This is a genomic window from Haloleucobacter albus, assembly GCF_052492075.1.
Map to the genome: position 1 here is coordinate 1 of NZ_JBQWAS010000017.1, position 13,027 is coordinate 13,027.

General features: G+C 58.6%; 9 protein-coding genes and 1 tRNA gene. All 10 read left to right on the forward strand.

All coding sequences use genetic code 11. From position 1 onward, the window contains the following. A partial coding sequence (locus ACT6QH_RS02415; RefSeq protein ID WP_507237475.1) for an EF-Tu C-terminal domain-related protein occupies positions 1 to 141 on the forward strand: 141 nt, incomplete at its 5' end. Positions 142 to 449: 308 nt separating this feature from the next. Further along, a tRNA-Trp gene (locus ACT6QH_RS02420) sits at positions 450 to 527 on the forward strand. Between the two features lie 236 nt (positions 528 to 763). Then, positions 764 to 961, forward strand: coding sequence for a preprotein translocase subunit SecE (secE, locus tag ACT6QH_RS02425; RefSeq protein ID WP_444973221.1), 198 nt, complete (start codon positions 764 to 766; stop codon positions 959 to 961). Positions 962 to 968: 7 nt separating this feature from the next. Continuing rightward, the gene (gene nusG, locus ACT6QH_RS02430) at positions 969 to 1,499 is read left to right on the forward strand and encodes a transcription termination/antitermination protein NusG (protein WP_444973222.1); all 531 of its coding nucleotides are present in this window, start codon (positions 969 to 971) and stop codon (positions 1,497 to 1,499) included. A gap of 164 nt (positions 1,500 to 1,663) precedes the next feature. Further along, positions 1,664 to 2,113 carry a 50S ribosomal protein L11 gene (gene rplK / locus ACT6QH_RS02435; RefSeq protein WP_444973223.1) on the forward strand — a complete coding sequence of 150 codons (450 nt, stop codon included), beginning with the start codon at positions 1,664 to 1,666 and terminating at the stop codon, positions 2,111 to 2,113. A 5-nt stretch (positions 2,114 to 2,118) separates the two neighbouring features. Continuing rightward, positions 2,119 to 2,820: a 50S ribosomal protein L1 gene (gene rplA, locus ACT6QH_RS02440; protein ID WP_444973224.1), complete on the forward strand. Its 702-nt coding sequence runs from the start codon at positions 2,119 to 2,121 to the stop codon at positions 2,818 to 2,820. Between the two features lie 594 nt (positions 2,821 to 3,414). Then, on the forward strand, positions 3,415 to 3,933 hold the full coding sequence (rplJ, locus tag ACT6QH_RS02445) for a 50S ribosomal protein L10 (RefSeq protein WP_444973225.1): 519 nt from the start codon (positions 3,415 to 3,417) through the stop codon (positions 3,931 to 3,933). A 54-nt stretch (positions 3,934 to 3,987) separates the two neighbouring features. Then, positions 3,988 to 4,368 carry a 50S ribosomal protein L7/L12 gene (gene rplL, locus ACT6QH_RS02450; RefSeq protein WP_444973226.1) on the forward strand — a complete coding sequence of 127 codons (381 nt, stop codon included), beginning with the start codon at positions 3,988 to 3,990 and terminating at the stop codon, positions 4,366 to 4,368. 248 nt (positions 4,369 to 4,616) lie between these two features. Continuing rightward, complete coding sequence (rpoB, locus tag ACT6QH_RS02455; protein WP_444973227.1) at positions 4,617 to 8,693, forward strand: DNA-directed RNA polymerase subunit beta; 4,077 nt, start codon at positions 4,617 to 4,619, stop codon at positions 8,691 to 8,693. 141 nt (positions 8,694 to 8,834) lie between these two features. Continuing rightward, positions 8,835 to 13,019 (forward strand): DNA-directed RNA polymerase subunit beta', encoded by a 4,185-nt coding sequence (gene rpoC / locus ACT6QH_RS02460; RefSeq protein ID WP_444973228.1) that lies wholly within the window; start codon positions 8,835 to 8,837, stop codon positions 13,017 to 13,019. The last annotated feature ends 8 nt before the right edge of the window (positions 13,020 to 13,027 follow it).

Sequence of the window (13,027 nt, forward strand, 5' to 3'; positions counted from 1 at the left end):
GAAATGGTGATGCCGGGTGACAATGTTGCGATGGAAGTCCATCTGATCGTGCCGATCGCCATGGAAGAGAAGCTGCGCTTCGCTATCCGTGAAGGTGGCCGTACGGTGGGTGCCGGCGTCGTCGCCTCCATCATCGAGTGATGTGAAGCCTGCGTGCAGGTTTTTCAAATGACTGCGACGGGCGCCTGCGGGCGCCCGTTTTGTTTGCGGCTTGATCTCCTGGTATCAGGTCTCGGCCTGCTGGCCGCTAATGGTTGCTGTGGCGCGTGTTCAGTGTGGGAATTCAATTCTGATTGGGGGCAACTGCACGGAAGCTCTTTACAGGCGGCTCAGTTCCCACTAAACCCACCTTGCCGATGCGTTGGGTCTTTCCCGGCGCGGCAAAGTCTACCTCGAACAATCATGCGTCAGATGCTGTCTGGTGTTGATGTGTTTTGAGGGCCGACTTTAGGAGTGTAGCTCAATTTGGTTAGAGCACCGGTCTCCAAAACCGGGGGTTGGGGGTTCGAGTCCCTCCACTCCTGCCAGCGGCAGGACAAGGCTTTGCCCGCTCTGGCAGCTTTCTGGCAGATCAGCGCGGCGGTTTTCGAACGGGCGCGCGGCTGATTTGATTTCCGGCACGTTTCTGTTCATTTGTGCATCCTGCTGGTGAAAATCTGGCAGGTTGCGAATTTTTTTCGGGCTGGCTGCCGTTAAGTCGGGAGCTTGTCCCTCAAGAAGAGGTGGCGACTGCCGGGTGTTCCGCGGGGTTGCCTTGGCGCACATGGCGAAGAACGGTCCTGTCGAGTTCTTTCAGCAGGTTCGCGCGGAAACGGCGAAGGTCACATGGCCTTCGCGTCGCGAGACGCTGATCACAACGGCTATGGTCTTCGTGATGGTTTTTCTGGCCGCTATCTTCTTCCTCGTCGTCGATCAGGTCATCCGGTTCGGCGTGTCCACTCTCCTCACACTTGGGCAGTGAGTCCGCCATGGCGAAGCGCTGGTACATCGTTCACGCATATTCCAACTTCGAAAAGAAGGTGGCCGAATCGATTCGCGAGCAGGCCGAACAGCGTGGGCTTGAAGATCTGTTTGATGAAATTCTGGTGCCGACCGAAAAGGTTGTGGAGGTTCGGCGCGGTCGGAAGGTTGATACGGAGCGTAAGTTTTTTCCCGGCTATGTGCTGGTGAAGATGGAGCTTACGGATGATGCCTTCCATCTGATTCGCAATACGCCGCGTGTGACGGGTTTCCTTGGGGCGGATAACAAGCCGATGCCCATTCCTGAATCGGAAGCGCTGCGCATTCTGCATCAGGTTCAGGAGGGGATTGAGCGGCCGAAGCCGTCTGTCTCCTTTGAGGTTGGTGAGACGGTCAAGGTGTCCGACGGGCCGTTTGCGACCTTCAATGGCATCGTTGAAGAGGTTGATGACACGCGCGCGCGGCTCAAGGTGGCGGTGTCCATCTTCGGGCGTGCGACACCGGTGGAACTTGAGTTCGGTCAGGTCGAAAAGGTCTGATCGTCGCTGGCCCTTGTCGGGCTGGCGCTATGCAGCTGAGGCTGCTTTCACCGCGTGGGAGGGAAGGGGCGTCTCGCCAAACGCCCTCGGTACCGAACCACGCATCCCGGCCGTTACGGTTCTCCGGTGTGAGGTCGTGATGGCGATTTTTGGGAGTTTTTGAAATGGCGAAGAAAATTGCAGGTTACATCAAGCTGCAGGTTCCGGCCGGCAGTGCCAATCCGGCCCCGCCGATTGGTCCCGCGCTTGGTCAGCGTGGCCTTAACATCATGGAGTTCTGCAAGGCGTTCAACGCGCAGACCGGCCAGATGGAAAAGGGCATGCCGATCCCGGTGGTGATTACCGCTTATCAGGATCGCTCCTTCACCTTCGTGATGAAGACCCCGCCGGTCTCCTACTTCCTGAAGAAGGCCGCTGGCCTCGACACGAAGAAGAAGCCCGGCACCGGCTCCAAGACCCCTGGCAAGGGTGGCTTCGTCGGCAAGGTTTCGCGCGCCCAGCTCGCGGAAATCGCCGAGAAGAAGATGCAGGATCTGAATTGCGACACCGTTGAGGCTGCCGTTCAGATGGTCGAAGGTTCCGCCCGCTCCATGGGCATCGAGGTTCAGGGGTGAGCGCCATGGCCAATCACGGAAAGCGTATTCGCGCCGCGCGCGAAGGTATCGATCGTGACAAGCTCTACACGCTGGACGAGGCGGTGAAGCTCCTGAAGGAGCGGGCAACAGCCAAGTTCGACGAGACCATTGAGCTGGCCATGAATCTCGGTGTGGACCCGCGTCATGCGGACCAGATGGTGCGTGGCGTGTGCCTGCTGCCGAATGGTTCCGGACGTACTGTGCGCGTTGCGGTGTTCGCCCGCGGTGCCAAGGCTGATGAAGCCAAGGCCGCTGGTGCTGATATTGTGGGTGCCGAGGATCTGCTGGAGACCATCCAGGGTGGTACGATCGACTTCGATCGCTGCATCGCTACCCCGGATCTGATGCCGCTGGTTGGTCGCCTCGGCAAGGTGCTGGGCCCGCGTGGTCTGATGCCGAACCCGAAGGTTGGTACCGTGACCATGGACGTGAAAAGCGCCGTGGGTGCAGCCAAGGGTGGTGCGGTGGAATTCCGCGTCGAGAAGGCTGGTATCATTCATGCCGGCGTTGGTAAGGCGTCGTTTGATGCTGAAAAGCTGGCTGAAAACATCCGCGCTTTTGCTGATGCGGTTGTGAAGGCCAAGCCTGCCGGTGCCAAGGGCACTTATGTGCAGCGCATCGCCATTTCCTCCACCATGGGTCCCGGCCTGAAGCTGGAGCCCTCCAGCGTAGTGACGGCTGTCTGACACGGAGCGCAGTCGCGTTCTGAAGTTGTGGTGAATTACGGGCCGCGACCTTTGGTTGCGGCCCGTAATTGTCTCTGTTGCAAAAATCGTGCAAAGGGCGTGACAAAGAGGTTCTTTGCCTATATAGGAACAATTCCCCGAAAGGGCTTTTACGCTTTTTTCGTGGAATCACGACCTTCACCGGGACTGGTGAAGGGGCTGGGAGGGGTTTCCCGCCCGGCCTAGCTGTCTTCATTAAGTGCACTTTTGTGGATTTGATGTTGGCGGCAGTCCTGTCCGAGACTGCAGGTGCCTCGATTGTTCGGGGCTTAATTCTCGTGTTGTCCATTGGGCGCGTGCAGAGAGCCGGCATAGACGGGGAAAACCAGATTTCTTCGCAGTTTGTGTTCTGCGTATTTTTGAGATCGGTTCGAACCAGCGCCTTGTGTTCCGTCCCGGATTGTTCCGTGTCAGGACCGAGGGGACAGGGCATGTAAGCGTCGCGCGATGCGGCCGGCATGCTGTAGTGGCACCCGGTCCTTCGGGCGGCAAGGCGCAACAGGTGGGGTGAAGCTCTCCGGAGTGCATTCCACCGCAGGCTAAAGAGAGCCAGACGTGGATCGAGCGGAAAAACAACAGCTCGTCACGGCGCTGTCGGAGGTGTTCAAGAGCACTTCCGTCGTCGTGGTGGCCCACTATTCCGGCCTCACCGTGGCCCAGATGTCGGACCTGCGCCGGCAGATGAAGGCGAGCGGTGCGTCCGTGAAGGTGGCCAAGAACCGCCTCGTCAAGATCGCTCTGGAAGGCTCCGACGTCGCCCATGCGGAGGCCCTGTTCAAGGGTCCGACGCTGATCGCCTATTCGGACGATCCGGTGGCGGCGCCGAAGGTTGCTGTCGAGTTTGCCAAGGCTAACGACAAGTTCGTGATCCTTGGTGGCGCGATGGGCACCACGGCCCTGAATGCAGATGGTGTGAAGGCTCTTGCCTCCATGCCGTCTCTGGACGAACTGCGCGCGAAGATCGTGGGCCTTGTGCAGGCTCCCGCGACCAAGATCGCCCAGCTCTCCACTGCGCCGGCGGCGAAGCTCGCCCGCGTGTTCGGGGCCTATGCCAAGACGGACGAGGCCGCGTGAGGCGTTTGACCTTCACGCATTGCATATTCGAACCTATCTCAAGGAAGACACATTATGGCTGATCTGACCAAGCTCGTTGATGAGCTCTCCGCCCTGACCGTTCTCGAAGCTGCCGAACTGGCCACCATGCTCGAGGAGAAGTGGGGCGTGTCCGCCGCCGCCGCCGTTGCGGTTGCTGCTGCTCCGGGTGCTGGCGGTGCCGGTGCTGCGGCTGCTGAAGAGCAGACCGAGTTCACGGTTGTGCTGGCCGCTGCCGGCGACAAGAAGATCGAGGTCATCAAGGAAGTCCGTGCCATCACCGGCCTGGGCCTCAAGGAAGCCAAGGATCTCGTCGAAGGCGCTCCGAAGCCCGTCAAGGAAGGCGTGGACAAGGATGAGGCCGAGAAGCTCAAGGCTCAGCTCGAAAAGGCTGGCGCCAAGGTCGAGCTCAAGTGAGTTTTTGAAAACTGGCGCTCCGGGGAAACCCGGAGCGCTTTCGCACATGGCAGGCCGGATGGCTTGTTTTATTTCTGGAAGACGGTTCTCCCGACAGCCCTTCTGTGAGGCTGTCGGGAGAGCCGTCATGGTGCTGAATGGGGTTGTCTTCGGCAATCCGGTTTGGCATGGCGGCGGGTGGTTCCGGTGCCGGCAAGGCGAGCCCTGACGGGGCCGGCTTCAGGGAACCTGCACGGACGAGGATCGAGATGGCGCAAACGTTCACCGGTCGTAAGCGGATCCGCAAGTTCTTCGGCAAGATCAAGGAAGTGGCTGAGATGCCGAACCTCATCGAGGTTCAAAAGGCGTCTTATGACCAGTTTCTGCAGATTGAAGAGCCGGAAGGCGGACGCGACGATGATGGCCTTCAGGCTGTGTTCAAATCGGTATTCCCGATTTCGGACTTTGCCGGGGCGGCCATGCTGGAGTTCGTGGGCTATGAGTTCGAGCCTCCAAAATATGATGTGGATGAGTGCCGCCAGCGCGGTATGACGTTTGCTGCCCCGCTGAAGGTGACGCTGCGCCTGATCGTCTTTGATGTGGACCCGGATACCGGTGCCAGATCTGTGAAGGACATCAAGGAGCAGGATGTCTATACGGGCGATATTCCGCTCATGACGATGAACGGCACCTTCATTGTGAATGGTACCGAGCGCGTCATCGTGTCCCAGATGCACCGTTCTCCGGGTGTGTTCTTCGATCACGACAAGGGCAAGACGCACTCTTCCGGCAAGTTGCTGTTTGCTGCGCGCATCATTCCCTATCGCGGTTCCTGGCTTGATATCGAATTCGACGCCAAGGACATCGTTTATGCGCGTATCGACCGGCGTCGCAAGATTCCGGTGACCAGCCTGCTTTATGCACTGGGTCTGGATGCCGAAGAGATTCTGGACACTTTCTATCGGAAAATTCCATTCTCCCGCGACAAGGGTGGCTGGCGCATGCCCTTCGATCCGCAGCGGATGAAGGGTTACAAGGCGGTTTCCGATTTGGTCGATGCCGATAGCGGCGAAGTGGTGCTTGAGGCCGGCAAGAAGCTGACCGTGCGCGCTGCCCGTCAGCTCTCCGAGAAGGGTCTGAAGGCTCTGCGCATTTCCGATGAGGAAATGATCGGCCAGTATATTGCTGAAGATCTGGTGGATCTTGAGTCGGGTGAAATTCACGCCGAAGCCGGCGAGGAAATCTCTGACAAGACCCTGAAGATGCTTGAGGAAACGGGATATAATGAAATCCCGATCCTGGACATCGACCATGTGAATACCGGCGCCTATATCCGCAACACACTTGCGGCGGACAAGAATTCCGCGCGCGAGGAAGCGCTGTTTGACATTTACCGCGTGATGCGTCCGGGTGAGCCGCCGACGCTGGATTCCGCGCAGGCGATGTTCCATTCGCTGTTCTTTGATCCCGAGCGTTATGATCTTTCCGCCGTTGGTCGCGTGAAGATGAACATGCGTCTGGATCTGGATTGCCCGGATACGGTGCGCGTGTTGCGCCGCGAAGATATTCTGGCGGTTATCAAGACGCTGGTTGAGCTGCGCGACGGTAAGGGTGAGATCGACGATATTGACCATCTGGGCAATCGTCGTGTGCGTTCCGTCGGTGAGCTGATGGAAAATCAGTATCGCGTTGGTCTTCTGCGCATGGAGCGCGCGATCAAGGAGCGCATGTCCTCTGTCGATGTCGACACGGTCATGCCGCAGGATCTCATCAATGCCAAGCCGGTTGCGGCTGCGGTGCGTGAGTTCTTTGGCTCGTCCCAGCTGTCCCAGTTCATGGATCAGACGAACCCGCTGTCCGAAATCACGCACAAGCGTCGTCTTTCGGCCCTTGGTCCGGGCGGTTTGACCCGTGAGCGTGCGGGCTTCGAGGTGCGAGACGTGCATCCGACTCATTATGGTCGTATCTGCCCGATCGAGACGCCGGAAGGTCCGAATATCGGCCTTATCAACTCGCTTGCGACATTCGCACGCGTCAACAAGTATGGCTTCATTGAAGCGCCCTATCGCCGTGTTCTGGATGGCAAGGTCACCGATGAGGTGGTCTATCTCTCCGCCATGGAGGAGGGGAAGTACTATGTGGCGCAGGCCAACGTGCCCCTGAGCGTTGAAGGCCGCTTTGAAGACGATCTGGTGATGTGCCGTCACACCGGCGATGTGGTGATGGTCAGCCCGGATCGCGTGGACTTCATGGACGTGTCGCCGAAGCAGCTGGTTTCGGTGGCCGCAGCGCTGATCCCGTTCCTTGAGAACGATGACGCCAACCGTGCACTCATGGGCTCCAACATGCAGCGTCAGGCTGTGCCGCTGGTGCGCTCGCAGGCGCCGCTGGTCGGTACGGGTATGGAAGCTGTCGTGGCACGGGATTCCGGTGCAGCTATTGCAGCGCGTCGGACTGGTATTATCGACCAGGTGGACGCGACCCGTATCGTGATCCGGGCTACGGAGGAGGCTGATCCCTCCAAGTCGGGCGTGGATATCTACCGGCTGATGAAGTTTCAGCGCTCCAACCAGTCCACCTGTATCAACCAGCGTCCGCTGGTGCGTGTGGGCGATCAGGTGCGCAAGGGCGATATCATCGCTGATGGTCCTTCCACGGAGCTGGGTGATTTGGCTCTGGGTCGCAACGTGCTGGTCGCGTTCATGCCTTGGAATGGCTACAATTACGAAGACTCCATCCTGCTCTCCGAGAATATCGTCAAGGATGACGTGTTCACCTCCATTCACTTGGAGGAGTTCGAGTGCATGGCCCGTGATACCAAGCTGGGCCCGGAGGAAATTACCCGTGATATTCCCAATGTCTCGGAAGAGGCGCTGAAGAATCTCGACGAAGCGGGCATTGTCTATATTGGTGCGGAGGTGAATGCCGGCGACATTCTGATCGGCAAGATCACGCCGAAGGGCGAAAGCCCGATGACGCCGGAAGAAAAGCTGTTGCGCGCCATCTTTGGTGAGAAGGCTGCGGATGTGCGCGATACATCGCTGCGTCTGCCGCCCGGCACCAAGGGCACGATCGTGGAAGTCCGCGTGTTCAACCGTCATGGTGTGGACAAGGACGAACGCGCACAGGCTATCGAACGTGAGGAAATCGAGCGTCTCGCCAAGGACCGTGACGACGAGCAGGCCATTTTGGACCGTAACGTCTATAATCGCTTGGTCGAGATCCTGGTGGGCAAGGTTGCCATCGCTGGGCCGAAGGGTTTCAAGAAGGAGACCGAGGTCACCAGCGAGATTCTTGAGAGCTTCCCGCGCTCGCAGTGGTGGCTGTTCGCTGTGGCGGACGATGCCATTATGGCGGAACTGGAAGCTATGCGGGCGCAGTATGACGAGTCCAAGAAGCGTCTTGAGCAGCGCTTCCTGGATAAGGTCGAGAAGCTGCAACGTGGTGATGAATTGCCGCCCGGTGTGATGAAGATGGTCAAGGTCTTCGTCGCGGTGAAGCGCAAGATCCAGCCGGGCGACAAGATGGCCGGCCGTCATGGCAACAAGGGTGTGGTGTCGCGCATTGTGCCGGTGGAAGACATGCCGTTCCTTGAGGATGGCACCAATGTCGATATCGTGCTCAACCCTCTGGGCGTGCCTTCGCGCATGAATGTGGGGCAGATTCTGGAAACCCATCTGGGCTGGGCCTGCGCCGGACTCGGCAAGCAGGTGGCGCAGGCGGTGGATTCCTACTACGCCTCTCAGGATATGACGCCCCTGCGGCAGCGGCTTGAAACCATATATGGCAAGTCCGAAATCGAAACGCTTGGAGATAGCGAACTCCCCGAGTTGGCGGAAAATCTCCGCAAGGGTGTGCCGATCGCCACGCCGGTCTTTGATGGCGCGCATGAAGATGACATCGAAACCCAGCTTGAAATGGCAGGGCTGGATCGTTCGGCACAGTCCACGCTCTTTGACGGGCGGACGGGTGAGGCGTTCGATCGTAAGGTGACTGTCGGCTATATTTATATGCTGAAGCTGCACCATCTGGTCGACGACAAGATCCATGCCCGTTCCATTGGTCCTTACTCGCTGGTGACCCAGCAGCCGCTGGGCGGCAAGGCCCAGTTCGGTGGTCAGCGTTTCGGTGAAATGGAGGTGTGGGCCTTGGAAGCTTACGGTGCCGCCTACACGTTGCAGGAAATGCTGACGGTGAAGTCGGATGACGTCGCTGGCCGTACCAAGGTTTATGAGGCCATTGTACGCGGAGAGGATACGTTCGAGAGTGGTATTCCTGAGAGCTTCAACGTGCTTGTGAAGGAAATGCGCTCGCTCGGCCTCAATGTGGACCTCGAGAACAGCTAGCCTCAATGTGGACCTCGAGAACAGCTAGAAGGGCAGGGTGGTGACACCCGCCTGAAGAATTGCCGCGAAAGCGGCCTGCCGCTCCGGCCCCCTGTCGGAGCGGTGTGCACGATAGCCGCCCACCTCGTTTGGGAGCACCAGATGAATCAGGAAGTCCAGAACGTCTTCAACCCGACGGTTCCGGCCCCGAACTTCAACAAGATCCGCATCACGATCGCGAGCCCGGAAAAGATCAGATCCTGGTCGTACGGCGAGATCAAGAAGCCGGAAACCATCAATTACCGCACCTTCAAGCCGGAGCGTGATGGGCTTTTCTGCGCGCGAATCTTTGGCCCGATCAAGGATTACGAGTGCTTGTGCGGTAAGTACAAGCGCATGAAGTACAAGGGCGTCATCTGCGAGAAGTGCGGTGTGGAAGTCACCCTCTCGCGGGTGCGCCGTGAGCGCATGGGCCATATTGAGCTGGCCGCACCTGTTGCGCATATCTGGTTCCTGAAGTCTCTGCCGAGCCGCATTGGTCTGCTGCTCGACATGACGCTGAAGGATCTGGAGCGGATTCTTTATTTCGAATATTTCGTGGTGACCGAGCCGGGCACCACGCCGCTGAAATATCGTCAGCTGCTGTCGGAAGAAGAATATCTGCGCGCGCAGGATGAGTTCGGTGAAACCAGCTTTACCGCGATGATTGGCGCCGAGGCCATTCGCGAACTGCTTCAGACCATGGATCTGGAGAAGATTGCGATTGATCTGCGTCAGGAAATTGCTGAAGCCACCACTGAGCTGAAGCCCAAGAAGCTCGCCAAGCGGCTGAAGATCGTCGAGGCTTTCCAGCTTTCCGGCAACAAGCCGGAATGGATGATCCTGACGCATGTTCCGGTGATTCCGCCGGATCTGCGTCCTCTGGTGCCGCTGGATGGCGGTCGTTTTGCGACCTCTGACCTGAATGATCTTTATCGTCGCGTCATCAACCGCAATAATCGACTGAAGCGGCTGATCGAACTGCGTGCGCCAGACATCATCATCCGCAACGAGAAGCGTATGCTTCAGGAATCGGTGGATGCTCTGTTCGATAATGGGCGTCGTGGTCGTGTCATCACGGGGGCGAACAAGCGCCCGTTGAAGTCGCTCGCCGATATGCTGAAGGGCAAGCAGGGCCGGTTCCGCCAGAACCTGCTCGGCAAGCGCGTAGACTATTCCGGTCGTTCGGTCATCGTGGTGGGCCCTGAGCTCAAGTTGCATCAGTGCGGCTTGCCCAAGAAAATGGCGCTGGAGCTGTTCAAGCCCTTCATCTATTCGCGTCTCGATGCGAAGGGGCATTCCTCCACCGTTAAGCAGGCGAAGAAGCTTGTCGAGAAGGAGCGTCCCGAGGTTTGGGATATTCTCGACGAGGTGATCCGCGAGCATCCGGTGATGCTGAACCGTGCGCCGACGCTGCATCGTCTTGGCATTCAGGCGTTCGAGCCGGTGCTGATCGAAGGCAAGGCCATTCAGCTTCATCCGCTGGTGTGCTCCGCCTTCAATGCGGACTTTGACGGCGACCAGATGGCTGTGCACGTTCCTCTGAGCCTTGAGGCCCAGCTGGAAGCACGCGTGCTGATGATGTCCACGAACAACGTGCTGCATCCGGCGAACGGCGCGCCCATCATTGTGCCGTCTCAGGATATCGTTCTGGGCCTCTACTATCTCTCGCTGATGCGTGAGGGTGAGCCGGGCGAGGGCATGGCCTTCGCCAATATGTCCGAGATTGATCTGGCCCTGCATTCCAAGGCCATCACTCTGCATACGAAGGTTCAGGGGCGCTATATCGGCCTTGATGCGGACGGCAACGAATATACCAAGATTTATGAGACCACGCCTGGTCGCATGAAGATTGGCGCCTTGCTGCCGAAGGACCCGAAGATTTCCTATGATGTCGTCAACAAGCTGATGACGAAAAAGGAAATCTCCAACATGATTGATACGGTCTACCGCCATTGTGGGCAGAAGGAGAGCGTGATCTTCTGTGACCGGATCATGAGCCTTGGTTTCCACAATGCTTTCCGTGCCGGCATTTCCTTCGGCAAGGACGACATGGTGGTGCCGCATAAGAAGTGGGCGATGGTTGAAGAAACCCGCGCGCTCACCAAGGAATATGAGCAGCAGTATAATGACGGCCTGATTACCCAGGGCGAGAAGTACAACAAGGTCGTTGATGCCTGGGGCAAGTGCACGGACCGTATCGCTGACGAGATGATGAAGGAAATCTCGTCCGTGAAGAAGGACCCGGAAACCGGCCGGGACATGCAGATCAACTCGATCTACATGATGTCCCACTCCGGGGCCCGTGGTTCGCCCGCGCAGATGAAGCAGCTTGCAGGCATGCGTGGCCTGATGGCGAAGCCTTCCGGTGAGATTATCGAAAGCCCGATCATCTCGAACTTCAAGGAAGGCCTGACCGTGATGGAGTACTTCAACTCCACCCACGGTGCCCGTAAGGGTCTGGCGGATACCGCCCTGAAGACGGCGAACTCGGGTTATCTCACCCGTCGTCTCGTGGACGTGGCACAGGATTCCATCATCACCGAGCGCGATTGCGGCTCGGAGAAGGGGATCCACATGCGGGCGATCCTCGATGCCGGTCAGATCGTGGCATCCTTGCCGTCGCGTGTTCTGGGCCGTACTGCGGTTGAAGATGTGGTGAACCCGGCATCCGGTGAAGTCATTGTGCCCAAGGGCGTGATGATTGAGGAGCCGCATGTTGAACGCATTGCGAAGACCAATATTCAGGAAATCAAGATCCGTTCGGTGCTGACATGCGAAACACGCAATGGCGTGTGCGCAACCTGCTACGGACGTGATCTGGCGCGCGGTACGCCGGTGAATATGGGCGAGGCTGTGGGCGTCATCGCAGCCCAGTCCATCGGTGAACCGGGCACGCAGCTGACGATGCGTACCTTCCATATCGGTGGTGCGGCGACGCTGGCGGATTCGTCCTTCATCGAAACCAACTTTGAAGGCACGGTGCGTATCCGCAATCGCAATGCGGCGCGGAACTCCGATGGCGATCTGATCGTCATGGGGCGCAACATGGCGATCATCATCGTCGATCAGGATGGAACCGAGCGTGCGGTCAACCGTGTGCAATATGGCTCCCGTCTGAAGGTGGATGAGGGTGATACGGTGAAGCGCGGCCAGCGCCTTGCCGAGTGGGACCCCTATACCCGCCCGATCCTGAGTGAGGTGGATGGTATCGTCGCATTCGAGGACCTCGTTGAGGGCGCCTCGATGAACGAAACCGTCGATGAGGCGACGGGTATCGCCAAGCGTGTGGTGACGGATTCCCGCTCCGGCCGTGGACCGGAGCTGCGCCCCGCCATCCTGATCCAGGACGGTGACGGCAAGAATGTGAAACTGCCGCGTGGTGGTGAAGCGCGCTATGCCCTGCCGGTGGAGGCCATTATCTCGACCGCCCCTGGCGGCAAGGTGCAGGCGGGTGATGCCGTGGCGCGTGTGCCGATGGAAGGTGCGAAGACCCGTGATATCACGGGTGGTCTGCCGCGTGTTGCTGAACTGTTCGAGGCCCGGCGTCCGAAGGATGCGGCGATTATCGCCGAAACCACCGGCACCATTCGCTTCGGGCGGGACTACAAGAACAAGCGGCGCGTTTCCATTGAGCCGGCGGACGGGGGAGATCCCGTTGAGTACCTGATCCCGAAGGGCAAGCACATCCATCTTCAGGATGGCGACCTTATCGAGAAGGGTGATTTCATCGTCGACGGCAATCCGGCGCCGCATGACATTCTGGCCATCAAGGGCGTGGAAGAGCTGGCAGCCTTCCTTGTCAATGAAATTCAGGAAGTCTACCGGTTGCAGGGCGTGCACATCAATGACAAGCACATTGAGGTGATCGTCCGCAACATGCTCCAGAAGATCGAGATCGAGGATGCGGGTGAAACCGACTTCCTTGATAACGAGCAGGTGGATCGCCTCGAGTTCATCGAAGCAAATGAGAAGGCGATCGAAGAAGGTAAGAAGCCTGCGACGGGTCATCCGGTGTTGCTCGGCATCACCAAGGCCAGCTTGCAGACGCGTTCCTTCTTCTCGGCAGCCTCCTTCCAGGAGACCACCCGCGTGCTGACAGAAGCCGCTGTGAACGGTAAGGTCGATCCGCTGGAAGGTCTGAAGGAGAACGTCATTGTGGGCCGTCTGATCCCGGCGGGTACAGGCGCACAGATGAACAAGCTGCGGGTTGTTGCCAATTCGCGGGACGATCTGATTGTCGCGACCCGTGATGAGCGGACTGAAGCCTTCCCTCAGCTTGAGGGGCCGGTTGATCCGGCAGAGTGATTGAAAAA